This window comes from Streptomyces sp. NPDC023838 (assembly GCF_040639555.1).
Classification (GTDB): domain Bacteria; phylum Actinomycetota; class Actinomycetes; order Streptomycetales; family Streptomycetaceae; genus Streptomyces.
Genome location: NZ_JBFAAD010000042.1, coordinates 20,341 through 46,551 on the forward strand (window position 1 = coordinate 20,341; position 26,211 = coordinate 46,551).

Genomic DNA, 26,211 nt, shown 5'->3' on the forward strand with positions numbered 1-26,211 from the left:
AACCAGGCGAGCAGCGCGCAGATCGAGCAGCTGCGCGAGCGCCGCAGGCTCCTGTCGGTCCTGGTCGCCTTCGGCACCCGGCGCTCCTCGCTCGCCCTGTCCGTGCTCTGGCAGACCGCCGTGCCGGTCCTCCTCGGGGTGGTGCTCGCGGTCGCGGGCGGCACCGCGCTGGGCGTGGCCCTGCTCGACATGGCCGGCGAACAGGTCACCGACTGCTGGCTTTTCCTGCCGCTCGCGGGCACCGGTACCGTCGCCGTCCTGGTGGTGACGCTGCTCAGCCTGCCTCCGCTGTGGCGCCTGATGCGCCCCGACGGCCTCCGTACCGAGTGAATCGACCACCCTCCGCAGACATACAGCAGAAAGGCATCTGAGCATGTCCATCGGCCACACCCTCCTCGGACTCCTTGAGTCGGGCCCGCGCCATGGGTACGACCTCAAGCGCGCCTTCGACGAGAAGTTCGGGCACGACCGCCCGCTCCACTACGGGCAGGTCTACTCGACCATGTCGCGCCTGCTGAAGAACGGCCTCGTGGAGGTCGACGGCGTGGAGGCCGGCGGCGGCCCCGAACGCAAGCGGTACGCGATCACCTCGGCCGGCATCACCGATGTCGAGGCCTGGCTCAAGCAGCCGGAGAAGCCCGAGCCATACCTCCAGTCGACGCTCTACACCAAGGTCGTCCTCGCCCTGCTCACCGGCCGCAGCGCGGGCGACCTGCTCGACACCCAGCGCGCCGAGCACCTGCGCCTGATGCGCATCCTCACCGACCGCAAGCGCCGCGGCGACCTCTCCGACCAGCTGATCTGCGACCACGCCCTGTTCCACCTGGAGGCGGACCTGCGCTGGCTGGAACTGACCGCCGCCCGCCTCGACCAGCTCGCCACGGAGGTACGCGCATGACGCCCGCCGGCTCCCTGCTCGTCGCCAAGGACCTGCGCAAGTCGTACGGGTCCACGCCCGCGCTCGACGGCGCGCAGTTCTCCATCCACCCCGGCGAGGTCGTCGCGGTCATGGGCCCGTCCGGCTCGGGCAAGTCGACGCTGCTGCACTGTCTGGCCGGGATCGTCACGCCCGACTCGGGGACGATCCTCTACAACGGCCGTGAGCTGTCGTCGATGAAGGACGCGGAGCGCAGCGCGCTGCGCCGCAGCGAGTTCGGCTTCGTCTTCCAGTTCGGCCAGCTCGTCCCCGAGCTGACCTGCACGGAGAACGTGGCCCTGCCGCTTCGGCTGACCGGCGTGCGGCGCAAGGAGGCCGAGCGCACGGCGCTGTCCTGGATGGAGCGCCTGGAGGTCGACGACCTCGGGAACAAGCGGCCCGGCGAGGTCTCCGGCGGCCAGGGCCAGCGCGTCGCCGTCGCCCGCGCCCTGGTCACCTCGCCGCGGGTGATCTTCGCGGACGAGCCGACCGGCGCGCTCGACTCGCTCAACGGCGAGCGCGTGATGCAGCTCCTCACCGAGGCGGCCCGGTCCGCCAACGCGGCCGTCGTCCTGGTCACCCACGAGGCCCGGGTCGCCGCCTACTCCGACCGGGAGATCGTCGTACGCGACGGCAAGTCCCGCGACATGATGCTGGAGCACTCCATATGAACCGGCTCCGCGACCTGCTGCTCGGTGCCAAGTTCGCGCTCACCGGCGGCCGCGAGGGGTGGACGCGCACGCTGATGACGGCGGTCGGCGTCGGTCTCGGCGTGGCGCTGCTGCTCGCCACCACCGCCCTGCCGGGCGCGCTCTCGGCGCGGGACGCGCGCGACAACGCGCGCAACGACTACGGCGCCGGGCAGGAGATACCCGCGGCCGCCGACACCATGCTGATCGCCCGTACGGACACGGTCTTCGGCGGTGAGGACATCCGCGGCCGGCTGGTGCAGCCCGAGGGCGACCGGGCGCCGGTTCCGCCGGGTCTGTCCGCGCTGCCCGCGCCCGGCACGATGGTGGCCTCGCCCGAGCTGCGCGACCTGCTCCGGTCGCCCGGCGGCGAACTGCTGCGCGAGCGCGTCCCGTACAAGATCACCGGCACGATCGGCGAGGCGGGCCTGCTGGGCCCGCACGAACTGGCCTACTACGCGGGCAGCGACAGCCTCAAGGGCCGCAAGGCACTGACCGGGGACCAGCTCGACGTCGAGCGGATCAAGATCTTCCCCCACAAGAAGCCGTCCGAGCCGATCGACCCGATCCTGGCCCTGCTCATCGTGATCATCTTCGTGGTGCTGCTGCTGCCTGTCGCGGTCTTCATCGCGGCGGCCGTCCGCTTCGGCGGCGACCGGCGCGACAAGCGCCTCGCGGCGCTGCGGCTGGTGGGCGCGGACAGCGGGATGACCCGCTGGATCGCGGCGGGCGAGGCGCTGGCGGGCTCGCTGTTCGGCCTCGCGCTGGGCACGGTGTTCTTCCTGATCGCCCGCCAGTACGTGGGCGAGGTCTCGATCGCGCAGCTCAACGTCTTCCCCTCCGACCTCGACCCCAGCGCGGGCCTGGCGCTCCTGGTGGCCGTGGCGGTGCCGGCGGCGGCGGTCGGGGTGACGCTGTTCGCGCTGCGCGGGGTGGTGATCGAGCCGCTGGGTGTCGTACGGACGTCGGTGCCCCGCCCGCGGCGCCTGTGGTGGCGCCTGCTGCTGCCGGTGGTCGGACTCGGCCTCCTGGTCCCGATGTTCGACAAGGGCCGCGACAGCGGCTTCTACAACCAGGGCCAGGTGATCGGCGGTACGGTCCTGCTGCTCATCGGGGTCACGGCGCTGCTGCCGTGGCTGATCGAGACGGTGGTGCGGCGGCTGGGCGGCGGGGGTGTCGGCTGGCAACTGGCGGTCCGCCGCCTCCAGTTGAACTCCGGCGCGGCGGCCCGTCTGGTGAACGGGATCGCGGTGGCGGTGGCCGGGGCGATCGCGCTCCAGATGCTCTTCAGCGGCATCGAGGGCGACTACGTGACGTCGAGCGGCGAAGACACGGCGAGGGCGCAGATGGTCGTCCCGGCGACCTCGTCGAACCTCTCCAGGGCGGAACTGGAGCGCCGCGAGGAGAACTTGAAGGCGGTTCCGGGGGTGACGGGCACGACGACGCTGGGGAGCCTGAGCCTGCACACGAAGGCCCAGGCCCCCGACGAGCAGAAGTACATCCAGATGGCGGTGGGCGACTGCCGGGCGCTGCGCGAGGTGGGCGAGCTTCCCTCGTGCAAGGACGGCGACGTGTTCGTGGCGGCGGGCGGGCAGTTCGGCGGCGACGGCGCGGCGGCGGGCGCGAAGCTGTACTTCGAAGCGCCGGGCGTCGGGCGCCACGCCGGGCCGGAGGTCCAGTACACAGTGCCGCGTGACGCGCGGACGGTCCCGGCGCGGCCGGATCCGCTGGGCACGAAGTGGGGCGGACTGCTGGCCACGCCGGGAGCGATGCGGAGCCTCACGAAGGCGCAGGTCTACTACACGACGTACGTGACGACCCGGCCGGGGGATCCGCTGGTGGCGGACCGGGTCCTGAACGCGGCGTGGGCTTCCGACCCGTTGGCGCGGGCGCGGGCGCTCGACGACCAGAAGACGGCGTCGAGGTTCGCCGGGGTGCGGCGGGGGCTGTACATCGGTGCCGCGGCGGTCCTGATGCTGATCGGCACGAGCCTGCTGGTGTCCATGCTGGAGCAACTGCGCGAACGCAAACGCCTCCTCTCGTCCCTGGTCGCCTTCGGCACCCGCCGCTCGACCCTCAGCTGGTCGGTCCTGTGGCAGACGGCGGTCCCGGTGGCCCTCGGCCTCACCCTGGCGACCGGAGTGGGCCTGGGCCTGGGCGCGGTCCTGCTCCGCATGGTGGGCCACCCGATCCACGTCGACTGGCCGTCGGTGGCGGGGATGGTGGGAATCGGCGGGGCGGTGGTCCTCCTGGTGACGGCCCTGTCCTTGCCACCGCTGTGGAGGCTGATGCGGCCGGATGGGTTGCGAACGGAGTGACCCTGCGGCCGGGGTGGGGGCTGCCCTAAATGCGCCCCTCCGGGGCGCCCCGAGGATGCCGCGCAGCGGCATTTAAGGGGCGCGGGGAACTGCGCGACCAGCCCCCACCGGCCCGCAGACGAAAGGGGGGGTCCGGGGGCGCAGCCCCGGCAGGGGTCCGGGGGCGCAGCCCCCGGGAAACGAGCCTCCACCCCCCACCCACCCCCGGAGGGTTTAGGGAAGGGGCGGGGAGGGGCACAACCGCACCGGCAAAGACCGCAGCGCCCCCCGCAACGCCCCCGCGAACTCCTCGAACTCCCCCTGCCGCGCCGCGCCCGAGCGGACCGCCAGGGCCACCCGCCGCGACGGCGCCGGATCCGCGAAGTACCCGGTGGTGAGGCTGTCGTCCCGGCCCGTCTCCACCCGCAGCGCCGTACGCGGCAGCAGCGTCACCCCCAGACCCCCCGCCACCAGCTGGACCAGCGTGGACAGCCCCGCCGCCGTCGTCGTCACGGCCGCCCCCTCCTCCCGACCCGCCTCCCGGCAGATGTCCAGCGCCTGGTCACGCAGGCAGTGCCCCTCGTCCAGCAGCAGCAGATCCAGCTCGCGCAGCGCCTCGCGCGGCACGTCCGTACGCCCGCCCAGCCAGTGGTCCCGCGGCATCACCAGCACGAAGTCCTCGTCGAACAGGGGCAGTTCGGTCACCCCGGGCACGCCCAGCGGGACCGCCAGGAGCAGGACGTCGAGCCGCCCGGCCGCCAGCCCGTCGAGCAGCGACGACGTCTGCTCCTCGTGGACCTGGAGGTCCAGCTCCGGATACCGCTCGTGGACCAGCCGCAGCACCGTCGGCAGCAGATACGGCGCCACCGTGGGGATCACCCCGAGCCGCAGCACCCCGGTGAAGGGAGCCCGTACCGCCTCCGCCTCCTCCAGGAGCGACCCCACCGCGTCGAGGACCGCCTTCGCCCGCACCGCGAGGCGCGACCCGGCGGGCGACAGGAGCACCCGGCGCGTGGTGCGCTCCAGGAGCTGCACCCCCAACGCCTCCTCCAGCGCGGAGACCGCCCCGGACAGCGCGGGCTGGCTCATCCCGATCGCCGCCGCCGCGTCCCGGAAGTGCAGATGCTCGGCGACCGCCGCGAACGCCCGCAGCTGCGCCAGGCTCGGCTGCTTGGCGGCCCGGGCGGCCGACCGGCCCCGCTGGCCCCCCGACGGCACGATCGCGCCACCCACACCATTACTCATAGCCACTGATAAGCACCTCCGATCACGATGACCGAGTCTAGCTATTTCACTGATCAATGCCTCCTGTGACACCATCCGTAATCCGTCCAACCCTCAGGGAAGCCCCCAAAAAGGACCCTTCCCGACCGCAAGAAATCGCAAGGAGAGCGCGTGCTCACTGTTGGTGACAAGTTCCCCGAGTTCGACCTGACCGCCTGCGTGTCGCTGGAGAGCGGCAAGGAGTTCGAGCAGATCAACCACAAGACCTACGAGGGCAAGTGGAAGATCGTCTTCGCGTGGCCCAAGGACTTCACCTTCGTGTGCCCGACCGAGATCGCCGCGTTCGGCAAGCTGAACGACGAGTTCGCCGACCGTGACGCCCAGGTCCTCGGCTTCTCCGGTGACTCCGAGTTCGTCCACCACGCCTGGCGCAAGGACCACCCGGACCTGACCGACCTGCCCTTCCCGATGATGGCCGACTCGAAGCACGAGCTCATGCGTGACCTCGGCATCGAGGGCGAGGACGGCTTCGCGCAGCGCGCCGTCTTCATCGTCGACCAGAACAACGAGATCCAGTTCACGATGGTGACCGCCGGTTCCGTGGGCCGTAACCCCAAGGAGGTCCTGCGGGTCCTCGACGCCCTGCAGACCGACGAGCTGTGCCCCTGCAACTGGACCAAGGGCGAGAACACCCTGGACCCGGTCGCGCTGCTCTCCGGCGAGTGAACGGACTGATCTGACATGGCTCTCGACGAACTGAAGTCCGCCCTGCCGGACTACGCCAAGGACCTGAAGCTGAACCTCGGCTCGGTCATCGGCAACAGCGAGCTCCCGGCCCAGCAGCTGTGGGGCACGGTCCTCGCCTGCGCCATCGCCTCGCGCTCGCCGAAGGTGCTGCGCGAGCTGGAGCCCGAGGCGAAGGCCAACCTCTCCCCCGAGGCGTACACCGCCGCCAAGTCCGCCGCCGCGGTCATGGCGATGAACAACGTCTTCTACCGCACCCGCCACCTGCTCTCCGACCCGGAGTACGGCACGCTGCGGGCCGGTCTGCGGATGAACGTCATCGGCAACCCGGGCGTGGAGAAGGTCGACTTCGAGCTGTGGTCGCTGGCCGTCTCCGCGGTCAACGGCTGCGGCCAGTGCCTCGACTCGCACGAGCAGGTCCTGCGCAAGGCCGGTGTCGACCGCGAGACGATCCAGGAGGCCTTCAAGATCGCTTCGGTGATCCAGGCCGTGGGCGTCACGCTGGACGCCGAGGCCGTGCTGGCCGAGTAGTACCGCGTACGTACGAAGGAAGGGCCCCGCCGACACCGTGTCGGCGGGGCCCTTCCGCGTACGTGCGCTACTTCTCCAGGGACGCGGGCGCCGGCACGGGTGCGGGCTCCGGTGGGGCGGGCGGCTCCGGCTCCGCCCCGGCGGCCTCCTGCTCCGGCACCACCGCCGCCCGCAGCGCGTTCTCCTTCGCGGTCGCGCGCAGATAGCCGACCACCGTATTGGTCACCGCCACCAGCGGTACGGCCACGACCGAGCCGCCGATGCCGCCGATCAGGCCGCCCGCGGCGACCGAGAGGACCACCGCGAGCGGGTGGACGCGGACCGCGCGGCCCAGGATGAACGGCTGGAGCACGTGCCCCTCGATCTGCTGCACCAGGAGCACCACGACCAGCACCATCACCGCCGCGAACACGCCCTCGGTGACCAGCGCCACCACCACCGCGAGCGCGCCCGAGATCACCGCGCCGACCAGCGGGATGAAGGCGAACAGGAAGATGAAGACGGAGAGCGGCACGGCCATGGGGACGTGCAGGAAGTAGATGCCCAGGCCGATGAAGATCGCGTCGATCAGGGCCACTATCACCGTGCCGCGCACATACGCGGTGAGCGTGCGCCAGGCGCGCGGCCCGGCTCCCGCCATCGCCGGCCGGGCCTGCTCCGGGACGAGCCGCAGCACCCAGTGCCAGATGTTCTTCCCGTCGTAGAGGAGGAAGAGCGTCGAGAACATCGCGAGCAGGATGCCGGTGAGCACCTCGACGAGGACGGTCACGCCCTGGAGGCCCGCCGAGGTGATCTCGTTGGTGTTGTGGCCGATGGTGTCGCTGAGGTTCTTGGCGACCTGGTTGATCTGGTCCTCGGTGACATGGAACGGGCTGTTGAGGAGCCAGCGCTTGAGCTCGTCGATGCCCGCCCTGACCTTCTCGGAGAGCGTGTCCAGGTTGTCCATGACCTGCCAGACCACGAACCAGCCGATCAGGCCCATCACGACGAAGCCGGAGATCGCGGTGACGGCGGTCGCCAGGCCCCTGGGCAGGCCCATCCGCTTGAGGCGGGAGACCGTCGGCTGGAGCAGCGCGGTGATGAACAGCGCGGCGACGAACGCGAGGACCACCAGCCGTACCGCGCTGATGACCCGCATCAGCACCCAGAGCGTGCCCGCGAGCACGAGGAGGCGCCACCCGATCTCGGCGGCGACCCGCATCCCCCACGGCACGGCGGCCACGGGGTCGGGCCGCGCGGCGACGGCGGGGGCGTAGGCGGGGGGCGCGGGGACGTGGTCGGGCGCCGGAGCGGCGGCCGGCTCGTCGGCCGGGGCCGGGGCCGGTGAATCGTCACTGCCGACAGGCGCGCCGGGGCCGTCCAGGCCCGCGTCCTCGTCGGCGCGCGCCTCGTTCTCGACGCGGCGCTCGTCCAGCCTCTCGCCCATACGGGTCAGACCGGCGCCCAGCGCCCCGAGCAGCCCCGGCACTTTCGACATGATGCTGTCGTTTCCCTTTCCCCCGCCGCGCGTCCCCACCACTCCCCCCACCCGGAGTCGTCGCCTCCGACCGTACACGGGCAAAGCCCCTCACCGAAGGACGGTGAGGGGCCTCGAAAGGTTGAGCCGCGCGAGGTAAAGATCGCGGTTCTAGTACCAGGTGTTGGCCTGCCAGAACGACCAGGCGCCACAGGGGCTGTGGTACGAGGAGTTCATGTAGTTCAGGCCCCATTTGATCTGGGTGGCCGGGTTGGTCCGCCAGTCGGCGCCCACCGAGGCCATCTTGGAGCCGGGCAGCGCCTGGACCAGGCCGTACGCGCCGGAACCCTGGTTGACCGCCAGGTAGTTCCAGGTCGACTCGTGGTTCACGATGTTGCTGAAGCACTGGAACTGGTCCGCCGGCACGATCTGCCGGGCGATGGCCTTGACCTGCTCGACCGTGTACGAGCTCTGCACGGGGAACGACGAGGGGTCGCGGGTGGCGGAGCGGCTGGCGATCTGCTCCTTCTCCCGCTCCTTCGCCTTCTCCTCGGCCGACTCCTTCTTGGACTTGGCGTCCTTGGCGGCCTGGAGGCGGGCGGCCTCCTCGGCGGACTTCTTCGCCGCGGCGCTCGCCTGGGCCGCCTGGGCGTCCGCCTGCTGCGTCAGGGACGCGGTCTGCACCTGGGCCTGCTGGCCCACGGGGATGTCCGCAAGAAGCGTCGCGTCGGCAGCGGTCGCCTCGACGTTGTCGTTCGAAGCGGACTGGGGCGCGCCCGAGGCAACGCCCACGACGGCACCGACGGTGGTGACCGCAGTGGCTGACGCCACCGCGAATCCCCGGACCGAGATCCGGCTCACACGGTTTCCTTCCAGCAGCGCCCGCACTGGTGACCTGAGCGGACGCAATCGTGCCCCTGGCTCTCTCCTCCCAACTGCTCAGGTCACGGGAGGAACTGACCCGGTGGGCAACTCCCTTGCGGGAGCGCCGCGTGGTGCTCGGGCGGCATACGGCGACGCTATTGAGTTACGAGGTACAGGTGTGCCGTATGCGGGGCCTGACGGATGCAAGACTCTGCCGGAGAGCGGCGCCGCAAGGCAATTCCCCTTGGCGTGTGAAACCTCACATCCCCTCGGCCCCACGGGTTTTGCCGGATCGGTCCCACAAAGAGGCGCCGCCCGGCTAAGCTCAACGGCTTCGCGGACGGCGCCAATTGGGGCGTACGGGATCAGATCTGGCCGTCCTCCAGCATTTCGGTCACCAGTGCGGCGATCTGCGACCGCTCGGAGCGGGTGAGGGTGACGTGCGCGAAGAGCGGGTGGCCCTTCAGCTTCTCGACGACGGCGACCACTCCGTCGTACCGGCCGACCCGCAGATTGTCCCGCTGGGCCACGTCATGGGTGAGCACCACCCGCGAGTTCGCCCCAATCCGGGACAACACGGTCAGCAGGACGTTCCGTTCGAGCGACTGGGCCTCGTCCACGATCACGAACGCGTCGTGCAGGGAGCGGCCGCGGATGTGGGTGAGCGGCAGGACCTCCAGCATGCCGCGCGACGTCACCTCCTCGATCACCTCGCGCGTGGTGACCGCCGACAGCGTGTCGAAGACCGCCTGCGCCCACGGGCCCATCTTCTCGGCCTCGGAGCCGGGCAGATAGCCGAGCTCCTGCCCGCCCACCGCGTACAGCGGGCGGAAGACCATCACCTTCTTGTGCTGGCGGCGCTCCAGGACCGCCTCCAGGCCCGCGCAGAGGGCCAGCGCGGACTTGCCGGTGCCGGCCCGGCCGCCCATCGACACGATGCCGACGTCCGGGTCGAGCAGCAGATCGAGCGCGATGCGCTGCTCGGCGCTGCGGCCGCGCAGGCCGAACGCCTCCCGGTCGCCCCGGACGAGCTTGACGTTGCCGTCGGCCGTGACGCGGCCCAGGGCCTTGCCCCGCTCGGACTGGAGCACGAGGCCGTTGTGCACCGGCAGGGCCGCGGCCTCCGGCACGTACAGCGTCTCCTCCTCGTAGAGAAGGTCCACCTGCTCGCCCGAGAGCGACAGTTCGGACATTCCGGTGAAGCCCGAGTCGGTGATGGCCAGTTCCGCCCGGTACTCCTCGGCGAGCAGGCCGACCGACGACGCCTTGATCCGCAGCGGCAGGTCCTTGGAGACGACGGTGACGTCGTACCCCTCGGCCTGGAGATTGCGGGCGACGGCGAGGATCCGTGAGTCGTTGTCCCCCAACCTGTAGCCGGCGGGCAGCACGCCGGGATCGGAATGGTTGAGCTCGACGCGGAGCGTGCCGCCGAGGTCGCCCAGCGGGATGGGTGCGTCGAGGCGTCCGTACCGGACCCGGAAGTCGTCGAGCAGGCGCAGGGCCTGACGGGCGAAATAGCCGAGTTCCGGATGGTGCCTCTTGGCCTCCAGTTCCGTGACCACGACGATCGGGAGCACCACTTCGTGCTCGTCGAACCGGGCCATGGCGTTGGGGTCGGCCAGCAGGACGCTGGTGTCGAGGACGTAGGTGCGCCGGTCGGGCATGCGGCGCTTTGTGCTGGTCACCACGGAAGGACGTACCCCCTCGGAAGAGGTCGGGGTGCGACGGCGTCGCGGGGGTGGGGGCCGGGCTGTGGCCACGATGCGCGGGCCGAGCGCCGGCCCTCCGCTCCGTCCGTGCACTGTGCACGTGCGTCCTGGTGCAAAGGGCCTCCCGGGTGAGCGACCACTTCTGGCCGTTCAACTGGAGGGGGTATTCCCTCGAACAAGCGCCGCCATGCACGGGCATATGCGCTTGGTGGGGACCAAAGGGATTGACTCCCGGTCAGGATGCGTCAGGATCCGCCGGGACGGACCGTGACGGGTGGGACATCGCGGGACGGATCAGGTCCCGTACCGCCGGTGGCGCGCCGCGTAGTCGCGCAGCGCCCGCAGGAAGTCGACCTTGCGGAACGCGGGCCAGAAGACCTCGCAGAAGTAATACTCGGAGTGCGCCGACTGCCACAGCATGAATCCGGACAGCCGCTGCTCGCCGCTGGTGCGGATCACCAGGTCCGGGTCGGGCTGGCCGCGCGTGTAGAGGTGCTCCGAGATGTGGTCGACGTCGACGATCTCGGCCAGCTCCTCGAAGCTCGTCCCCTTGGACGCGGCGTCGAGGATCAGCGAGCGGACCGCGTCCGCGATCTCCTGGCGGCCGCCGTAGCCCACGGCGACGTTGACGAGTATGCCGCCGACGTCGTGGGTGGCCTGCTCGGCCTCCTTGAGCACCGTCTGCGTCCGCGCGGGCAGCAGGTCCATCGTGCCGACGTGGTGGACGCGCCACCGGCCGTCCGCCGCCAGATCGCGCACCACGCCCTCGATGATGCCCAGGAGCGGGACCAGCTCGTTGTCGGGCCGGTCCAGGTTGTCCGTGGACAGCATCCAGAGCGTCACGACCTCGACGTCCGTCTCGGCACACCAGCCGAGCAGCTCGTGGATCTTGCTCGCGCCGGCCTGGTGCCCCTGTTCCGGGCTGCCGCCCGAGGCCTTGGCCCAGCGCCTGTTCCCGTCCAGGATGACGCCGATGTGCTTGGGCACCTGGTCGTGGTCGAGGCGGCCTTCCACCCGGCGTGCGTAGAGCCCGTACACCAGGTCGCGCAAGTTCACCGATTCCACCCTCTCGTTGCTTTCCGGGGGCCGCCGCAGCGCCGCATACGGCCCGGCCCCAGGGAAGGCACAGTACTGCGGACGGGTCACAGCGGCCCAACTCGGCCTGTCACAAGTCCGTGATAAGCAGGGAAACGTGACTGAATCACTCCCCCTCCACTACCTCGCCGCCGACGGCCGCTACGACTCCATGGAGTACCGGCGGACCGGCCACAGCGGCCTGAAGCTGCCCGCGCTCTCCCTGGGTCTGTGGCACAACTTCGGCGACGACCGCTCGCTGGACTCGCAGCGCGCGATCCTGCGCCGCGCCTTCGACCTCGGCGTCACCCACTTCGACCTGGCCAACAACTACGGCCCGCCGCCGGGATCCGCCGAGCTCAACTTCGGCAAGATCTTCGGCCAGGACTTCCGGGCATACCGGGACGAGCTGGTCATTTCCACCAAAGCCGGCTATCTGATGCACCCGGGGCCGTACGGAGAGTGGGGCTCGCGCAAGTACCTGCTGTCCTCGCTGGACGCCTCGCTCGGCCGCATGGGCCTCGACCACGTCGACATCTTCTACTCGCACCGGTTCGACCCGGAGACCCCGCTGGAGGAGACGATGGGCGCGCTGGCGTCCGCCGTCCAGCAGGGCAAGGCGCTGTACGTGGGCGTGTCCTCGTACAACAGCGAGCAGACCGCCGAGGCGGCGCGGATCCTCAAGGAGATGGGTGTCCCGGCGCTCATCCACCAGCCGTCGTACTCGATGATCAACCGCTGGACCGAGGACGACGGCCTGCTCGACACCCTCGAAGAGGCCGGGATGGGCTGTATCTCCTTCGTGCCGCTGGCGCAGGGGCTGCTCACCGACAAGTACCTCAAGGGCATCCCGGAGGGCTCGCGGGCCACCCAGGGCAAGTCGCTCGACCCGGAGCTGCTCAGCGACGAGGTGACGCGCCGCCTCAACGGGCTGAACGACATCGCGGCGCGGCGCGGCCAGTCGCTGGCCCAGCTGGCGATCTGCTGGGTGCTGCGCGACCCGCGGATGACGTCGGCGCTGATCGGCGCGTCCAGCGTGAAGCAGCTGGAGGAGAACGTGGCGGCGCTGGCCGGACCGCCGCTGACGGCCGAGGAGTTGAAGGAGATCGACACCTTCGCCGTGGACACCGCGGGCACCAACATCTGGGCCGGGCGCGGCTGAGAGGAAAAAAAACGGGCCGGTCCGTGGGGGGGATACGGACCGGCCCGAGGGGGGGTTTCCACCATAACCCTTCGTAAGTGCTGATGGGTGCAACGGCGTGCCGGAACTACGCTCCGAAACCGTCCGGGCACGGCGCGGGCACCGCCGGACGGGTACCCCCAAGGGGGACCCGGTGGCGGAACGCTTCTTTGACCGCGCAGGTCAGAGCGGTACGAACCGGCTCGAACCACACTGCGTGCATCCGCCTTCACGCCGAGGATCCACCCCATCTGTGCGCCACCCCACTCACCCAAGGGGGTGACTGCGGTGCTGAGCGCCCGGCCGCGCGGGCCCCGTCCCGTACGTCGTCCCGTACGCCCGTCCTCACCGTCTGAGCAGGGTGATGCCGTCCCGCTGAGCGACGATCCGGTAGCCGTAGGTCTGTTCCGCCTTCATGAGCTCGGCTTCCTGACGGTCTTTCGGGTACGGCCAGTAGCCCGGCGGGTACGGCCAGGACTCGGCGGGCACGCGGTCGTAGACGATCCACTGGGCGGTCGGCGGGGGCACCGTCGCGCCCGTGTCGTACAGCCGCCAGTGGACCGGGTAGGTCGGGAAGAGCACCACGTCCGTCCGCGAAGTGAGCTGCGGCACCAGGCGGTTGGAGGCGGCGACGGTCGCGCCGTCGGGGATGCGGCGCAGCAGGTCGCGGGCGGCGGCGATGTGCGCGGTGGAGCGCCAGGTGGAACGGTGGACGAGCTGGGCGAGCGGGAAGGACGGGATCAGGACCAGGGTGACGGCCGCGGTGGTGGCGAGCGAGGCGCGCACATGGCGGCGGCCGAGCGCGTCGCCGGAGCGCCGGTAGGGGGCGAGCGCGTCGGTCATGGCGGCCAGGACGACGGGCATCAGCACGGCCGTGTAGTGGAACGAGGTGCCCCAGTGGAAGGGGTTCTGGGAGAGCATCCGCCAGCCGAGCGTGGGCGCGGCGATCCAGGCGAGCGGGGAGCGCAGCGCGATGAGGGCGGCGGGGGCGAAGACGAGGACGAGGGTGGTGGCCTTCACCTCGGGCCGTACCGCGTCCAGCGGGGCGAAGGCGAGGGCGGCGAGCAGGGAGCCGTGGGCGGGCTCCAGGTTGGCGGCGTGGGCGTAGGTGCCGGCCGGGCTGAAGAACGGCATCAGCACCTTGAACTCCAGGGCGCTGCCGAGCAGCCCCGCCGCGGCGGTCGCCAGGCCGAGTCGGCGCCGCCCCTTCCAGGCGATGTACCCGCCGACGGCGGCGAGCGTGAGCCCCAGGTCCTCCTTGACGAGGAGCAGCGGCGCGGCCCAGGCCACGGCGGCCCTCCACCGCCGCAGGGCCAGCGCCTCCAGGGCGTACGAGACGAGCGGGACGGCGAAGCACACCTCGTGGAAGTCGAACGCCACGGCCGAGGCGATGCCCCAGCTCAGCCCGTACGCGAAGGCGATGACATGGGCGGCGCGGCGGCCGAGCGCCTGCCGGGCGCGGCGGGCCAGCGGCACCACGGCGAGGGCGAGCAGGGCGGCCTGGGCGAAGAGCAGGGTGTACGGGGAGGGGGCGAGCCGGTACAGCGGCGCGAGGACGACGAGCACCGGGTGGAAATGGTCCCCCAGGAGGTTGAACCCGTCGCCGCGCAACGGGGCGACGGGGGCGCGCAGTTGGGCGTACGCCTTCACGGCCTGCTCGAAGATGCCGAGGTCGTAGCCGGTGGTGCGGATCAGCGCCTGGCGGCGGGCGCCGACGGCGGCGTAGAGGAGGAAGAGCGCGGCGGCCCACCCCCACCAGAGGAGGGCGGGCCGCGCCGTACGCGTGCCCCGGCGGCCGGGAATCGAGGCGGCGCCGACCCCGCGCAACCAGGACACTTGATTACCGACTGTCCGCATCCGTTCCATATGCCCGGATGCTAGGCGGGTCAGGAGGAGCGGAGCGGCTTCCTGGCCTCGATCAGGAACCGTGTCGTGTGCGCGACGAAGGGGCCGTCGGTACGGATCTGCTCGTCCAGCGCCGCCAGCCGGTCCCGGTGCTCCTCGACCGTGAAGCCCGGCACCATCCAGATCACCTTGCGCAGGAAGTAGACGACGGCGCCGATGTCGTGGAACTCGGTGCGCAGCTTCTCCTGGCGCAGGTCGGCCACCTGGAGCCCGGCGGCCTCGGCCTCGGCGCGCGCCTTGCCCGGGTCGCGTCTGCCGCGGACGTCGGCGGACTGCGGACCCAGGAAGTACTCGACGAGCTCGAACACGCTGGCGGGCCCGACCTGTTGGGAGAAGTAGGTGCCGCCCGGGGTGAGGACCCGGGCGATCTCCTGCCACCAGGTCTGGACGGGGTGACGGCTGGTCACCAGGTCGAAGGCGCCGTCCCCGAACGGCAGCGGCGGCTCGTCGGGGTCGGCCACGACGGCCACGCCGCGCGGGTGCAGGAGGGCGGTGGCCCGGGCGAGGTTCGGCGGCCACCCCTCGGTGGCGACGGCGAGCGGCGGCAGCTGCGGGACGGCGGCCAGGACCTCGCCGCCGCCGGTCTGCACGTCGAGCGCGGCCGTGGCCCGGGCCCAGCGCGCGGCCATGGCACGGGCGTACCCCCAGGACGGCCGCTCCTCGGTGGCCCGTCCGTCCAGCCAGGAGAAGTCCCAGCCGTCCACGGGGGCGGCCGCGGCCTCGTCGATCAGGTCTTCGAAGGTGCGGGTGTTGTGGTTACGGATGGTTTGCGCCATGTTGCGGACCCTACGCGTCTTGGGCGGCGCAGGGGCGGCATATCTGCGCGGCGAGGTTCGGCGGGGGGCGGGGCGGGGGGCCGGGCCGGGGTCTGGGCCGGGGTCTGGGCCGGGGTCTGGGCCGGGGTCTGGGCCGGGGTCTGGTTCGCGCCGTGCTGCCTACGCGGCGAGGTTCGGGTCAGGCCGGGGCCTGGCCTCGTTCGCGCCGTGCTGTCTACGGGGCGAGGCCGCCCAGGAGCAGGCCGAGGTACGCCCCGGCGATCATGAAGGGGCCGAACGGGATGGCCGCGCGGCGGTCGGCGCGGCGCGCGAGGATCAGGGCCAGACCGTATGTGCCGCCCGCCGCGAACCCCGCGAAGGCGCCGGTGAAGAGGATGCCCCAGCCGTACCAGCCGAGGGCCACGCCGAGGCCGACGGCGAGTTTGACGTCGCCGAAGCCGAGTCCGGCGGGGTTGACGAGGAACAGCACGAAGTACGCGCCGCCCAGGGCGAGTCCGCCGAGCAGGGCGTCTCGCCAGGAGCCCTGGTGGTGCGGGGCGAGCGCGGCGGCGCCGAGCAGCGCGGCGGCGCCTGCCGCCAGGGGGAGGGTGAGGACGTCGGGCAGCCGGTGCACCCGGGCGTCGACGGCGGCGAGGAGCGCGGCGGGGGGCAGGAGGAGCAGCCAGACGGCGAGTTCGGGGCGGGGGCCGGTGGTGGTGGCGAGGGCGGCGGCCGCGGCGGCCGCGGCGGCGCCCCATCTGCGCGCGCCGCGCTGCCGGCAGACCGGGCCGCCGAGCCATCGGGTGAGGGCGTGCCCCTCCGGACAGACGTCCCGCCACGGCTCGTCGGGCTCGACGGAGAGCCGGTAGGCGGCGCGCGGCACCAGCCACCCGAGGGCGGCGCCCCAGACGGCGGCGAGGAGGGGGAGGTACACGGGGGCACCCTAGGGCCTGTCCGGTGGGTCCGGCGGGACGGTTTCCCCCACCCCGCCCCTTCCCGCTGGGACATGGGCGGCTCCGCCGCGTGACCCTCCGGGGGGAGCTGGTTCACCCCTCCCACCCCCGGAGGGTTTGGGGAAGGGGCCGGGGTAGGGGCTCCGGGGCTCTGTAGCGTGGGTGCATGGGGCGGTGGCGGGATGGGCGGGGGCAGTTGGGGGTTGAGGGGGGCGCCCTCGTGGCCCTGGAGGTCGCCACGTCCTATCGTGCCCGGACCCGGGGGCTCCTCGGGCGGGACGGGGTCGAGGGGGCCATCCTGCTCAGCCCGGCCGGCTCCGTGCACACGTTCCGTATGCGGTTCCCCATCGACGTCGCCTACCTCGACCGGCGCCTGCGCGTGATCGCCGTCCACACCGTCCCCCCGAACCGCCTCACCGCCCCCCGCCTCCGCGCCCGCCACATCCTGGAGGCGGAGGGGGGCGCGATGGCGGGATGGGGGATCCGGCCCGGCGTACAGGTGCGCGTGCGCGTAAACGCGCAGGGGGACGACACGTAAGCCGGAACTCGCCTTGCCCGCCCCACCCGCCCCTGCCTACGATCACGACCACGGCATCGCGCGTGGGTCACCGGCCGGGTGAGCGTGGAGGTGCCCGTGAGATGCCTGTTGGAGGCATTCCACCGTGTCAGTCGAGTTGAATCACACCATCGTCCACTCCCGCGACAAGCGGGCCTCCGCCGAGTTCCTGGCGGACATCCTGGGGCTGCGGGTCGGCGACGAGTGGGGACCGTTCATCCCCGTCGAGACCGGCAACGGCGTCACCCTGGACTTCGCCACCGGCGACCCCGACAAGATCGTGCCGCAGCACTACGCCTTCCTCGTCTCCGAGGACGAGTTCGACGCCGGCTTCGAGAAGATCCAGCAGTGGGGCGTACGGTACTTCGCCGATCCGTACATGAAGCGCCCCGGCGAGATCAACCACAACGACGGCGGCCGGGGCGTCTACTTCCTCGACCCCTCCGGCCACGCCATGGAGATGATCACCAGGCCGTACGGCAGCGGAAGCGGCAGCGGAAGCGGAAGCACCGGCTCCTAGGGCCTGTCCGGCGGGTCACTCTTCCGGCCGGGCCAGCGCCGCCAGCAGCGCCACCGCCTCAGCCACCGGCACCGGCCGGAAGAACTCCGCGTCCACCGCCTCCACCGCCTCGATCGCCCGCGGCGCGAGCTCAGCCCCCGCCTCGGTCACCCGCAGCCGCTTGGCCCGGGTGTCCGACGGGTCGGTCTCGCGTACGAGCAGGCCCTTGGTCTCCAGCGTGCGGACGACCTGGGACGTCATCTTCACGTCGGTACCGGCCTGGCGGGCCACCGCCAGCTGGTTGGGGTGCTCGCCCTGCCCGTTGAGCCACCAGGTGCACGCGAGCAGCACGAACTGCACATGCGTGAGGCCCAGTGGCGTCAGGGCCGCGGTCACCCCGCGCTGCCAGCGCAGCGTGGCGTGCCAGAGCAGGAACCCCGGGCTCTCGCCGGGCCGCAGCGCCATCAGCGCGCCTCCGCCAGGCGGACGAGCGCGGCCATCGTCTCGGGCCAGTCGGCGGTGACGGCCGGGCCGATCTCCGGGCCCATCTCGTCGGCCGCCGCGCCGGTGATCTCCATCCGGTACACCACCCGCGTACGGTCCGGGCCCAGCCGGTCGAGCCGGTGCGCGGTGCGCAGGACCAGGCCGGCGAAGCTCGCCTCGTCCACGAACCGTTCGTTCTCGGCCACTTCGGTGAGCCGCAGCTCGACCGGGTCCTGACCGTCCGCCCCCATGGTGATCTCCGATCCGGCCGCGAACGGGCCCCGGATCTCGATCTTCTGAACGTCCGCGTTCCAGGCGCCCCAGTTCTCCACGTCGGCCCACAGCCGCCAGACGGCCTCGGGAGCGGCGCTGGTCTCGACGCCGTGCTCGTACACCCACATGTTGATCCCCTGTCTGTTGCTGCGCTGATGCGAGCGTTTACGGCCCGCCCCAATTTAATCCTCCCGTAGATTATCTGTGCGCGGACTATCTGTCCACCCTTCACCCTTGCCACGCTCCACCACCGTCGATTCTCGGCCGTCCTGCCCGGACGTGCGCTTTTTTCCAAGTGCCGGACGCGGCCCCGCTGGCAGTCTCTGTGGTGCGCGGGAACGTCACTTCCTACGGACGTTGACGGGGGCCCGCGCACATACGGCGCCTGGCCGGCCGCACCTCCACCCGGCCGGCCGGGCCCGCCCTCGCCCCGGCCGACGGCCCGGCCCTAGCCGGTCGACCCGCGCGGGAAGGACACCTCGACCCGGCGGTTCTTGCGGCGGCCGTCCTCCGAGGAGTTGTCCGCGATGGGGTAGTCCTCCGCGTATCCCCGGATGTCGAAGGTGACGGACCCGCCGACCGCCTGCGTGAGCGCGCCCTGGACGGCGTCCGCGCGCTGCTTGGACAGGACGACTCCGTGCTCGTGCGTACCGAGGTTGTCGGTGAAGCCGAACACGCGGACGTTCGCGGCCTTCTGCTTCTTGATCTCGTCGGCGATGGCCTGGATACGGCCGCTCGCCTCGGCGGAGAGCGCGGCGCTGTCCTTGCCGAAGAGGACTTCGGCCTGGAGCGCGAAGGAGATGTCGGCGTTGGTGTCGGAGCGGCGCTCCTCACCGCCCATGTCCTCGACGACCGACTTGATGTCGACGACCCTGGGCGCGGCGAGCGTCGCCCCGTCGGAGAGCTTCAGCCCGGGCGCGTTGGCGTCGACCTTCACGGGCGGGGCGGCGGCGGGCACGGCGGTGGGGTTCGGGTCGTCGGCGACGGCCGCGCCCGTCCCCGCCCCGGCGAACAGCAGCACGGCGGCGGCGAGGGCGGCGGGGCGGGCGTGCCGGCGCCGGGCGGCGGGGGCCGGGGGCGCGGGTGGTGCCTGGGTGGCCTGCATGGGGTGCCTCCGCCTCAGCCGGAGATCTTGATGGTGGCGGTGGGCATGGTGGGGAGCTGGAAGTCGACTTCTGTGACGGGGGCGGGGGGTGCGGGGAACTGGGTGTAGAAGGGGGCTTCCTGCCCCGCCTGGATGCCCGTCGTGAACTGCGAGCACAGGCAGCGGCCGTCGGTGTCGCGCAGGATCAGGTACCGCTTCTTGCCCGCCTTGTCGACCAGCGCCGCACCCGCCATGGAGGCGCCGTTGCTCCTCAGCTCCTGCTCGCTGCCCTGCCATCCGGGCGCGGAGAACAGGTCCTTGGACCCGTTCTTCACGACGCCTTGCACGGTGACGAACCCTCCCGCGTCCCGCTTCGCCGAGTTGATCACCACCTCGACGCCGCCGGCGCCGCTGATGGTGGCGAGGACCTCGGTGCTCTGGGTGGACGGGCCACCGGCCGGGGAGTTCTTCCCGCCGGACGCCGCCGGAGCGGAGGAGGGCTTGTCGTCGCCCTTCGGCTTGCCCCCGCCGTCTCCCCCGCAGGCGGTCAGGGTGAGCGCCAGGGCTGCGGCAGCCGCAGCGACCACCGCGCCTCTCGTCCGCGCCCCGAACGTAGCCTTGTCCATGAGTGAAGCCCCCTCGGTCCTCGTACTGCGCACTTCATACGTTTGCTAGCGCTTACTTGTCGGCCAGATGGACGGAGAACAGGTCGGACGCCTTCGGCAGGAGGTCGAGGTGGCCGGGGTCGATCTCGACGTCCCGCTTGTTGTCGCAGACGAGTCGGTACGCCTTCTGTTCGTCCCCCGGCCCGCCCGGCCCGGGGGACTGGCTGGGGGGCGAGCCGGGCCCCGGTTCCGGGGGCTCGCCGGTGGGCCCGGTTCCGGGTGCCTTCTGGAGATGACAGCGCGGCACGACCACGGCGGCCGCCTTCGCCGCACCCTTCTGGTCCTGCGTGGCGGCGATGACCGAGTGGCCCGCCGTCTTGTTGGTCTGCACGGTCACCCGGTAGGTGGGCTCGGGCTGGAAGGAGAGCTCACAGGTGTCGGCCGTGGCGTCATTGCGCGAGGCGAGGTCGCTCGCCGCCGAGCAGGAGCTGTGCGGGATCAGCCCGCCCGCGTCGCCGTCGAGGAGCTTCTGCCAGCGCTCGAAGTCGAAGGTGCCGAGCAGCCCCGTCCGCAGCTGGTCCCGGAAGTCCTGAGCCGCCGCGAGGGCCGCCGCGTCCGCCGCGGTCTGGGCCTCGTTGCGCTTGACCGCCGCCTGGCCCACCGCGAAGTACGCGAACGCGAGGAAGAGCAGGCCCGCCACCGCGGTGATGTAGACGGGGAAGGCCTGCCCCCGGTCGCCCGCGAGACGGCGGGCCCCGGGTGGGATCAGGGGTTGATCTTGTTGATCGCCGCCGTGATCTTCCCGGCGATCGTCGTGCCGAAATTCGTCTGCGTAAGCACCAGAATGATCGCCACCACCACGATGATGATCCCCATGTACTCGACCGCGCCCTGCCCCCGGTCCCCCCGCCGCCGCAGCGCCGTCGCCGTCGTGTTCAGCCAGCCGTGGACGCGGATCCTGGTGGCGGTCGCGGGCTTGAGGAGCTTGTCGTTCATGGTGGTCCCCTCCGGGGTCTACGGCGGTGCCGCGCTCGACAGCCGCACCGTACCCGGGCCCTCCGGTTGCGGCACAGGGTCCCTGGGCCCAATTCCCGGTCCGGGAGTGGAGTTGACGCCGAAGAGGCCTCATCCCGCCACCCCCCGCGTACCCAGCCACGTCGCGACCGCCTGGGTGCGGCTGTTGCTGTGTAGCTTCGCGAAGATCCGGTTGATGTGGTTCTTCACCGTCTTCTCGCTGATGAAGCAGGCGGCGGCGATCTGCTGATTGCTCATGCCCGCCGTGATCAGCTCCATCACCTCCACCTCCCTCCTGCTGAGCCGGTGTGCCCCAAGGCCCTTGCGGAGGAGGGGTGTTTCCCTCCGGCGCCCCGGTGACGACTGTCCCACATCCGGTTGCATCCGCGAAGCCTCTTCGTTCGGATTTAACGAAATCGACCGGGGCGCGATACTCGGAGAGGTGGCCGCGACGGCACCGGCCGCCGGCCCCGCCCCCGCCCCCGCCCTGACACCCAGTGCCCGCGCCGCCGTCACCGAGAAGTGCGAGCCGCCCCGCCCGATCTCCCGTACGGCGCCGACCAGTTGTTCCACCGTGAACTCGCCGTGCACCAGGTAGCCCCGCGCCCCCAGCCGCAGCGCCTCGCGTACGGTCTCGTCCTCGCCGCTGTACGTCAGCATCATCACCGGCGCCACCCGCACCAGGCGGGGCAGTGCCGCCAGGCCGTCCACGCCGGGCATCCGTACATCGAGCAGGACCACGTCCGGCCGGTGCAGTAGTGCCGCCTCGTACGCCTCGCGGCCGTTCGCCGCCTCGGCCACGACCTCCGTGCCGCCTCGGCCGTCGAGCAGCGCGGTGAGCCCGGCCCGTACGACCGGGTTGTCGTCCGCCACCACCACCCGCGTCATACCCCGCTCCTCTCCACGGCCCGCGCAGCGCCCAGCGCCGCGAGCGGCAGGTCCAGGCGGACCTCGGTGCCCCGTGCCGCCTCGCCCCGGCCGATGCGGATGCGCGCGCCGAGGTCCGCCGCGCGCTCGACCATGCCGACCAGGCCGAAGTGGCCCGCCCGGCGCAGGCCGTCGAGGGTGGTGCCGGGGGGCAGGCCGCGCCCGTCGTCGTACACGCTGATGCGCAGCACGTCCCCGACCACGCCCGCCGACACGTCCACGCGCGCCGGGCCCGCGTGGCGGTGGGCGTTCTCCAGGGCCTCCGAGGCGATCGTCAGGAGCTGGCGGGCGACCGGCTGCGGGACCCGCATCGCGCCCGGGTCCGGGGAGAGGGAGCGGTAGCTCACACCCGTGCGCTCGCTTCGCCCCGCGAAGTCCCGTACGCGCGCGGCCAGTTCGGCCAGGACGTCCACTCCCCCGTCCGGGCCCGGCTCGCGGCGCAGGTCGGCGAGGAGTTCGCGGGACTCGGCGGCGGCGCGGCGGGCCGAGCGGGCCACCAGCGTCGCCCCGCGCCGGACCGTCACCGGGTCGGTGCGGTCGGCGGAGGCCGCCAGGCCCTCGGCGGCGAGCGCCACGCCGTGCAGGGTCTTGGCGACCGAGTCGTGCAACTCCCTGGCCAGGCGGGCCCGTTCCTGCTCCACCGCCAGCCTCGCCCGTACCTCGGTGAGGGCGCGGGAGGCCAGGCCGAACCGCAGCAGCAGGCCTCTGAGGGCGACCCCGGCCGCGCCCGCCAGCACACAGAAGCCGGGCAGCAGCAGGGCCGGGGCCGGCGGCTGGTGGTGGTGCCGGCTCTGGGCCATGTACGCGAGCGCCAGGATCACGCACTGGAGGCCGGCGAAGACGCCCGCGCCCCGCCACCCGTACACAAGCCCGGCGAGCAGCGGCGTGCAGACCACGACGTAGCCGAGCGGGGAGTCGGGGGTCGCGGTGAACACGAGCAGCGCGCCGAAGGCCGTGTCCACGCCCAGCAACCACGGGTGGCGCAGCAGGAGCGGGCCGAAGCGCTCCCAGTCGCGGTAGAGGGCGTACGAGCCCATGAAGGTGATCAGTACGGCTCCGGAGACCAGCCATGTGGCGATCCCCCGGGCCGAGTTGGCCAGGGCGAACGGGGTGCCGAGCCCTATCATCGCCAGCCGGAAGAGGAAGACCTGGCGGCAGAGCGCCTGGAGGGCGTTGAGCTGGAGGGAGACCTCGGGCTCGGGGGACGGCGACAGCGGCTGGCGGGGTGGCTGACGCGGTGACTGGCGTGGTGGCTGACGCGGTGGCTTCGGCATGGTGGGTCCCTCACTTCCCCGTGAGCGAGCCGATGTCCGCCTCGGACCCGAGCAGCATCGCGGAGGCCATCAGGATCATGGTGGCGGGCACCATGAACGTGGTGACCATCAGCGTCGCCTTGGGCACCGCCTTGGCGGCCTTGCGGCGGGCGTTCTGGGCGTCGGTGCGGCGCATGTCGGTGGCGATCGCTATCAACGTGTCCACGATGGGCGCGCCCAGCTCCTCGCCCTGCTGGAGCGCGGTGACGAACATGGCGACCTGCTCGGAGTCGTTGCGCCGGCGCAGGTCGTCGAAGGCCTGGCGGCGGCTGACCCCCATGTCCATCTGGCGCAGCGCGATCCGCACCTCGTCGGCCCAGGGGCCCTCGTACTTCTCCGCGACCCGCTCCAGCGCCTGGCGGAAGCCGAGTCCGGCGGAGACGACCACCGCGAGGACGTCGAGGAAGTCCGGCAGGGTCCGCTCGATGTCGTCGCGGCGGCGGCGGACGGCGGCCCAGATGCCGACCTCGACCCAGTAGTACGCGAACGCGACCATCAGCAGGGCCAGGAGGTAGTTGCCGCCGGAGATCATCACGACCGCGCCGACCGCGCCGAGCGCCCCGTACACCGCGCGCCGCGCCGCGTACCGGTCGATGGTCAGGCCTCCGGGGTTGCCCGCCATGTCGATCTTGCGGCGCTTCTCGCCGACGCGCTTGGGGCCCATCAGCCGCAGCACGAGCGGGGCGTAGCGGATGCCGAGGCGGTCGATGGCGCCGCCGGTGCGGGTGGTGCGGGTGGCGCCGACCTCCAGGGCGAGGGCCAGGTCGCCGGGGAGCTTGGCCTCGGCGCGGTACATCCGGACGCCCTGGAAGGCGCCCAGCACGCTGAGCCCGCCGATGAGTCCCAGGATCAGTTCCATGCCCGCCCCCTCAGACGTCGATCTTCGAGATGCGGCGGATCGCGACGAAGCCCAGCGCGTACAGCCCGAGCGCCACGACGACCGCGGCCTGGCCCAGGAACGTGCCGGTCATCTTGGCGAGCGAGCCCGGCGCGATCTGGTTGACGAGCAGCATGGCACCGACGCCGATCGCCGGGACCGCGTACGCCGTGGTGTTCACCTGGGAGAGCTGGGTGCGCACCTCGCGGCGGGTCTCCTTGCGCTCCTCCAGGGTGGTGGTGAGGTTGCGCAGCGAGTTGACGACCGCGCCGCCGGCCCGGTTGGAGAGGATCAACGTCGAGACGAGGACGACCAGTTCGCGCGAGGGCAGCCGCTTCGCCAGCTCGCCGAGCGCGTCGTCGAGGGTGCGGCCCACGGCGAGCTGGTCGGCGACGGTCTTCAGCTCGTCGCCCGCCGGGGCCTCCAGCTCGTCCGCCGCCATGGCGATCGCGGTGCGCAGGGCGAGCCCGGCCTGGGTGGCGTTGGCGATCACGCGGGAGATCTCGGGGAGCTGGTTGATGAACGCCTCGGTACGCCGGATGCGCTGCCAGTTCAGGAAGGTGTTGGCGGCCCACAGCCCGGCGAGGGCGGCGAGCGGGCCGAAGAAGGAGGCGAGCACCGAGGCGGCCACCACCCACAGGCCGACGACCGCGGCGAGTACGTAGACGAAGAACTCGCCGGGCGTCAGGTCCAGGCCGGTCACCGCGAGCTTGCGCTCGACGCGCTTGCCGAAGCCGGTGCGGCGCAGCCTGCGGTCCACCCCGGCGAAGGGCCGCCGACGCCCCGCGGGCAGCGGCTCCCCGGCAGTGGAGAGCCGTTCGACCAGGGCCCGGCGCTGGGCGCGGCCCGTGGCGTACACGTGCACACCGACGACGGCCGCCGTGCAGGCGAGCAGCGTGATCCCGGTCGTCAGCTGGGTGAGTGCGGACATGGGCGGTGCTACCTGGCCTCTCGGGTGGCGAGCTGTTCGTCGAAGGAGGCGATGCCGAACGCCTGCGGGACGGGCTGGCCCGCGAGGTAGAGCCGTTCGGCGACGCGGCGCGGGAGCGGGAAGTGGCGGAACTCGCCGTGGACGCGCCCCTCGGCGGCCATCGGGCGGGGGTCGAAGCGGGCGACGGTGGCGAGCCGGTAGGGGTCGCGGCCGTGCGAGTCGAGCAGGGCGATCTCGGTGACCCGGCGGGAGCCGTCGGCGTGCCGGGTGAGCTGGACCAGGACGTCGACGGCCGAGTTGATCTGGTCGTGCAGCGCCTCGAACGGGATCTTGATCTCGGACATGGAGGCGAGCGTCTGGAGCCGCATCAGGGCGTCCTCGGCGCTGTTGGCGTGGACAGTGGCCAGCGAGCCGTCGTGGCCGGTGGACATCGCCTGGAGCATGTCGAGGGACTCGCCGCCGCGCACCTCGCCGACGACGATCCGGTCGGGACGCATGCGCAGCGAGTTGCGGACCAGGTCGCGGATGGAGACGTGGCCCTTGCCCTCGACGTTCGCCGGGCGGGCCTCCAGGCGGATCACATGGCTCTGCTGGAGCTGGAGTTCGGCGGAGTCCTCGATGGTGATGATGCGCTCGTGCTCGGGGATGAGGCCGGAGAGGGCGTTGAGCAGGGTCGTCTTGCCGGTGCCGGTGGCGCCGGAGACGATCACGTTGAACTTCGCCTGGATCAGCCCGGCGAGCAGCATCAGCATGGACTGGTCGAGCGAGCCGAAGGCGATCAGCTCGGGGAGCGTGAAGGAGCGCGGGAAGCGGCGGATGGTGAGGGTCGCGCCGGTCAGCGAGAGCGGCGGGATGATCACGTTGACGCGCTCGCCGGACGGCAGCCGGGCGTCGACCATCGGGTTGGACTCGTCGACGCGGCGGTTGACGGTCGACACGATCCGCTCGATGGTCTGCATCAGCTGCTCGTGCGAGGCGAACCGCATCGGCAGCCGCTCGACCCGCCCGGCGCGCTCCACGTAGATCTGGTCGGGGCCGTTGACCATGATCTCGGTGACCGAGGCGTCCTCTAGGAGCGGTTCCAGTACGCCCAGGCCGAGCGCCTCGTCGACGACCCGGCGGATCAGCTGGGCGCGCTCGCCGGTGGACAGGACCGGGCCCTCGCGGCTGAGGATGTGGCCGAGGACGCGTTCGAGCCGCGCCCGGCGTTCGGCGGCGGCGAGCGAGGACATCTCGGCGAGGTCGATCTCCTCCAGGAGCTTGCCCCGGTAGGCGGCGACGAGGTGCGCGTCGCCCTCGCCGCCCCGGGTCTCCTCGGGGGCGGTGATACGGGCTCGCAGGCTCATGTGGCG

Annotated in this window: 27 protein-coding genes and 1 pseudogene; 9 read left to right on the top strand and 19 right to left on the bottom strand. The window is 71.9% G+C overall.

The window, feature by feature from the left end:
- Positions 1-15: 15 nt before the first annotated feature.
- From AB0G17_RS32865 to AB0G17_RS32880, 4 genes and pseudogenes are all read left to right on the top strand, one after another.
- Positions 16-330 (top strand): annotated as a pseudogene (locus tag AB0G17_RS32865) (FtsX-like permease family protein); the annotation flags it as partial.
- Positions 331-373: 43 nt separating this feature from the next.
- Positions 374-898: a PadR family transcriptional regulator gene (locus AB0G17_RS32870; RefSeq protein ID WP_361390565.1), complete on the top strand. Its 525-nt coding sequence runs from the start codon at positions 374-376 to the stop codon at positions 896-898.
- On the top strand, positions 895-1,587 hold the full coding sequence (locus AB0G17_RS32875) for an ABC transporter ATP-binding protein (RefSeq protein WP_361390567.1): 693 nt from the start codon (positions 895-897) through the stop codon (positions 1,585-1,587). Before AB0G17_RS32870 ends, AB0G17_RS32875 begins: the two co-directional genes overlap by 4 nt.
- Entirely contained in the window at positions 1,584-3,923 is a 2,340-nt protein-coding gene (locus AB0G17_RS32880) for an FtsX-like permease family protein (protein ID WP_361390569.1), read from the top strand. The genes AB0G17_RS32875 and AB0G17_RS32880 overlap by 4 nt, the downstream gene beginning before the upstream one ends.
- Before the next feature lie 213 nt (positions 3,924-4,136).
- Here the strand turns inward: AB0G17_RS32880 and AB0G17_RS32885 are convergent, their stop codons facing one another.
- Positions 4,137-5,147 (bottom strand): LysR substrate-binding domain-containing protein, encoded by a 1,011-nt coding sequence (locus AB0G17_RS32885; protein ID WP_361390571.1) that lies wholly within the window; start codon positions 5,145-5,147, stop codon positions 4,137-4,139.
- A 150-nt stretch (positions 5,148-5,297) separates the two neighbouring features.
- Here AB0G17_RS32885 and AB0G17_RS32890 point away from each other — a divergent pair, with 150 nt between their 5' ends.
- Both AB0G17_RS32890 and AB0G17_RS32895 read left to right on the top strand, forming a co-directional pair.
- Positions 5,298-5,852: a peroxiredoxin gene (locus tag AB0G17_RS32890; protein ID WP_150487917.1), complete on the top strand. Its 555-nt coding sequence runs from the start codon at positions 5,298-5,300 to the stop codon at positions 5,850-5,852.
- Between the two features lie 15 nt (positions 5,853-5,867).
- Positions 5,868-6,401 (top strand): alkyl hydroperoxide reductase, encoded by a 534-nt coding sequence (locus AB0G17_RS32895; protein ID WP_361390573.1) that lies wholly within the window; start codon positions 5,868-5,870, stop codon positions 6,399-6,401.
- A 67-nt stretch (positions 6,402-6,468) separates the two neighbouring features.
- On the opposite strand, the gene AB0G17_RS32900 is transcribed toward AB0G17_RS32895, so the two are convergent.
- The 4 genes from AB0G17_RS32900 to AB0G17_RS32915 form a co-directional block, all read right to left on the bottom strand.
- Positions 6,469-7,878 (bottom strand): AI-2E family transporter, encoded by a 1,410-nt coding sequence (locus tag AB0G17_RS32900; protein ID WP_361390575.1) that lies wholly within the window; start codon positions 7,876-7,878, stop codon positions 6,469-6,471.
- 150 nt (positions 7,879-8,028) lie between these two features.
- On the bottom strand, positions 8,029-8,718 hold the full coding sequence (locus AB0G17_RS32905; RefSeq protein ID WP_361390577.1) for a transglycosylase SLT domain-containing protein: 690 nt from the start codon (positions 8,716-8,718) through the stop codon (positions 8,029-8,031).
- 368 nt (positions 8,719-9,086) lie between these two features.
- On the bottom strand, positions 9,087-10,409 hold the full coding sequence (locus tag AB0G17_RS32910; RefSeq protein ID WP_361390579.1) for a PhoH family protein: 1,323 nt from the start codon (positions 10,407-10,409) through the stop codon (positions 9,087-9,089).
- Between the two features lie 315 nt (positions 10,410-10,724).
- Positions 10,725-11,486, bottom strand: a complete 762-nt coding sequence (locus tag AB0G17_RS32915) for an isoprenyl transferase (RefSeq protein WP_361390581.1) — start codon at positions 11,484-11,486, stop codon at positions 10,725-10,727.
- 136 nt (positions 11,487-11,622) lie between these two features.
- Between AB0G17_RS32915 and mgrA the strand changes: the two genes are divergently transcribed.
- Entirely contained in the window at positions 11,623-12,666 is a 1,044-nt protein-coding gene (gene mgrA / locus AB0G17_RS32920; RefSeq protein WP_361390583.1) for an L-glyceraldehyde 3-phosphate reductase, read from the top strand.
- A gap of 363 nt (positions 12,667-13,029) precedes the next feature.
- Here the strand turns inward: mgrA and AB0G17_RS32925 are convergent, their stop codons facing one another.
- From AB0G17_RS32925 to AB0G17_RS32935, 3 genes are all read right to left on the bottom strand, one after another.
- Positions 13,030-14,520 carry a DUF2079 domain-containing protein gene (locus AB0G17_RS32925; RefSeq protein WP_361390585.1) on the bottom strand — a complete coding sequence of 497 codons (1,491 nt, stop codon included), beginning with the start codon at positions 14,518-14,520 and terminating at the stop codon, positions 13,030-13,032.
- 50 nt (positions 14,521-14,570) lie between these two features.
- Entirely contained in the window at positions 14,571-15,365 is a 795-nt protein-coding gene (locus AB0G17_RS32930; protein WP_361390587.1) for a class I SAM-dependent methyltransferase, read from the bottom strand.
- A 214-nt stretch (positions 15,366-15,579) separates the two neighbouring features.
- Positions 15,580-16,278 carry a prepilin peptidase gene (locus tag AB0G17_RS32935; protein WP_361390589.1) on the bottom strand — a complete coding sequence of 233 codons (699 nt, stop codon included), beginning with the start codon at positions 16,276-16,278 and terminating at the stop codon, positions 15,580-15,582.
- A 185-nt stretch (positions 16,279-16,463) separates the two neighbouring features.
- On the opposite strand from AB0G17_RS32935, the gene AB0G17_RS32940 reads away from it, so the two are divergent.
- Together AB0G17_RS32940 and AB0G17_RS32945 are read left to right on the top strand one after the other, a co-directional pair.
- The gene (locus AB0G17_RS32940) at positions 16,464-16,835 is read left to right on the top strand and encodes a DUF192 domain-containing protein (protein ID WP_361390591.1); all 372 of its coding nucleotides are present in this window, start codon (positions 16,464-16,466) and stop codon (positions 16,833-16,835) included.
- A 124-nt stretch (positions 16,836-16,959) separates the two neighbouring features.
- Positions 16,960-17,373, top strand: coding sequence for a VOC family protein (locus AB0G17_RS32945; RefSeq protein ID WP_361390593.1), 414 nt, complete (start codon positions 16,960-16,962; stop codon positions 17,371-17,373).
- A 15-nt stretch (positions 17,374-17,388) separates the two neighbouring features.
- On the opposite strand, the gene AB0G17_RS32950 is transcribed toward AB0G17_RS32945, so the two are convergent.
- From AB0G17_RS32950 to AB0G17_RS33000, 11 genes are all read right to left on the bottom strand, one after another.
- A complete protein-coding gene (locus AB0G17_RS32950; protein WP_361390595.1) occupies positions 17,389-17,817 on the bottom strand; it encodes a MarR family transcriptional regulator in 429 nt (142 codons plus the stop codon).
- Positions 17,817-18,236, bottom strand: a complete 420-nt coding sequence (locus AB0G17_RS32955; RefSeq protein ID WP_361390597.1) for an SRPBCC family protein — start codon at positions 18,234-18,236, stop codon at positions 17,817-17,819. Before AB0G17_RS32955 ends, AB0G17_RS32950 begins: the two co-directional genes overlap by 1 nt.
- Positions 18,237-18,556: 320 nt before the next feature.
- Positions 18,557-19,213: an OmpA family protein gene (locus AB0G17_RS32960; RefSeq protein ID WP_361390599.1), complete on the bottom strand. Its 657-nt coding sequence runs from the start codon at positions 19,211-19,213 to the stop codon at positions 18,557-18,559.
- Positions 19,214-19,227: 14 nt separating this feature from the next.
- Positions 19,228-19,818, bottom strand: a complete 591-nt coding sequence (locus tag AB0G17_RS32965; protein ID WP_361390601.1) for a hypothetical protein — start codon at positions 19,816-19,818, stop codon at positions 19,228-19,230.
- A gap of 52 nt (positions 19,819-19,870) precedes the next feature.
- Positions 19,871-20,497 (bottom strand): pilus assembly protein TadG-related protein, encoded by a 627-nt coding sequence (locus AB0G17_RS32970; RefSeq protein WP_361390603.1) that lies wholly within the window; start codon positions 20,495-20,497, stop codon positions 19,871-19,873.
- Between the two features lie 65 nt (positions 20,498-20,562).
- Positions 20,563-20,793, bottom strand: a complete 231-nt coding sequence (locus tag AB0G17_RS32975; protein WP_358833109.1) for a hypothetical protein — start codon at positions 20,791-20,793, stop codon at positions 20,563-20,565.
- A 129-nt stretch (positions 20,794-20,922) separates the two neighbouring features.
- Positions 20,923-21,699 (bottom strand): response regulator transcription factor, encoded by a 777-nt coding sequence (locus AB0G17_RS32980; RefSeq protein ID WP_361390605.1) that lies wholly within the window; start codon positions 21,697-21,699, stop codon positions 20,923-20,925.
- Entirely contained in the window at positions 21,696-23,012 is a 1,317-nt protein-coding gene (locus AB0G17_RS32985) for a histidine kinase (RefSeq protein WP_361390607.1), read from the bottom strand. Before AB0G17_RS32985 ends, AB0G17_RS32980 begins: the two co-directional genes overlap by 4 nt.
- A gap of 10 nt (positions 23,013-23,022) precedes the next feature.
- Positions 23,023-23,910, bottom strand: coding sequence for a DUF5936 domain-containing protein (locus tag AB0G17_RS32990; protein ID WP_361390609.1), 888 nt, complete (start codon positions 23,908-23,910; stop codon positions 23,023-23,025).
- Between the two features lie 10 nt (positions 23,911-23,920).
- Positions 23,921-24,859 carry a type II secretion system F family protein gene (locus AB0G17_RS32995; RefSeq protein WP_361390611.1) on the bottom strand — a complete coding sequence of 313 codons (939 nt, stop codon included), beginning with the start codon at positions 24,857-24,859 and terminating at the stop codon, positions 23,921-23,923.
- An 8-nt stretch (positions 24,860-24,867) separates the two neighbouring features.
- The gene (locus AB0G17_RS33000) at positions 24,868-26,205 is read right to left on the bottom strand and encodes a CpaF family protein (RefSeq protein ID WP_361390613.1); all 1,338 of its coding nucleotides are present in this window, start codon (positions 26,203-26,205) and stop codon (positions 24,868-24,870) included.
- Positions 26,206-26,211: the final 6 nt, after the last annotated feature.

Coding starts and splice junctions, on each gene's coding strand:
- AB0G17_RS32900 (WP_361390575.1), bottom strand. CDS start 7,878: ATGTCGAAAGTGCCGGGGCTGCTCGGGGCGCTGGGCGCCGGTCTGACC.
- AB0G17_RS32960 (WP_361390599.1), bottom strand. CDS start 19,213: ATGCAGGCCACCCAGGCACCACCCGCGCCCCCGGCCCCCGCCGCCCGG.
- AB0G17_RS32950 (WP_361390595.1), bottom strand. CDS start 17,817: ATGGCGCTGCGGCCCGGCGAGAGCCCGGGGTTCCTGCTCTGGCACGCC.
- AB0G17_RS33000 (WP_361390613.1), bottom strand. CDS start 26,205: ATGAGCCTGCGAGCCCGTATCACCGCCCCCGAGGAGACCCGGGGCGGC.
- AB0G17_RS32940 (WP_361390591.1), top strand. CDS start 16,464: ATGGGGCGGTGGCGGGATGGGCGGGGGCAGTTGGGGGTTGAGGGGGGC.
- AB0G17_RS32975 (WP_358833109.1), bottom strand. CDS start 20,793: ATGAACGACAAGCTCCTCAAGCCCGCGACCGCCACCAGGATCCGCGTC.
- AB0G17_RS32885 (WP_361390571.1), bottom strand. CDS start 5,147: ATGAGTAATGGTGTGGGTGGCGCGATCGTGCCGTCGGGGGGCCAGCGG.
- AB0G17_RS32955 (WP_361390597.1), bottom strand. CDS start 18,236: ATGTGGGTGTACGAGCACGGCGTCGAGACCAGCGCCGCTCCCGAGGCC.
- AB0G17_RS32880 (WP_361390569.1), top strand. CDS start 1,584: ATGAACCGGCTCCGCGACCTGCTGCTCGGTGCCAAGTTCGCGCTCACC.
- AB0G17_RS32965 (WP_361390601.1), bottom strand. CDS start 19,818: ATGGACAAGGCTACGTTCGGGGCGCGGACGAGAGGCGCGGTGGTCGCT.
- AB0G17_RS32985 (WP_361390607.1), bottom strand. CDS start 23,012: ATGCCGAAGCCACCGCGTCAGCCACCACGCCAGTCACCGCGTCAGCCA.
- AB0G17_RS32930 (WP_361390587.1), bottom strand. CDS start 15,365: ATGGCGCAAACCATCCGTAACCACAACACCCGCACCTTCGAAGACCTG.
- AB0G17_RS32870 (WP_361390565.1), top strand. CDS start 374: ATGTCCATCGGCCACACCCTCCTCGGACTCCTTGAGTCGGGCCCGCGC.
- AB0G17_RS32875 (WP_361390567.1), top strand. CDS start 895: ATGACGCCCGCCGGCTCCCTGCTCGTCGCCAAGGACCTGCGCAAGTCG.
- AB0G17_RS32995 (WP_361390611.1), bottom strand. CDS start 24,859: ATGTCCGCACTCACCCAGCTGACGACCGGGATCACGCTGCTCGCCTGC.
- AB0G17_RS32990 (WP_361390609.1), bottom strand. CDS start 23,910: ATGGAACTGATCCTGGGACTCATCGGCGGGCTCAGCGTGCTGGGCGCC.
- AB0G17_RS32895 (WP_361390573.1), top strand. CDS start 5,868: ATGGCTCTCGACGAACTGAAGTCCGCCCTGCCGGACTACGCCAAGGAC.
- AB0G17_RS32980 (WP_361390605.1), bottom strand. CDS start 21,699: ATGACGCGGGTGGTGGTGGCGGACGACAACCCGGTCGTACGGGCCGGG.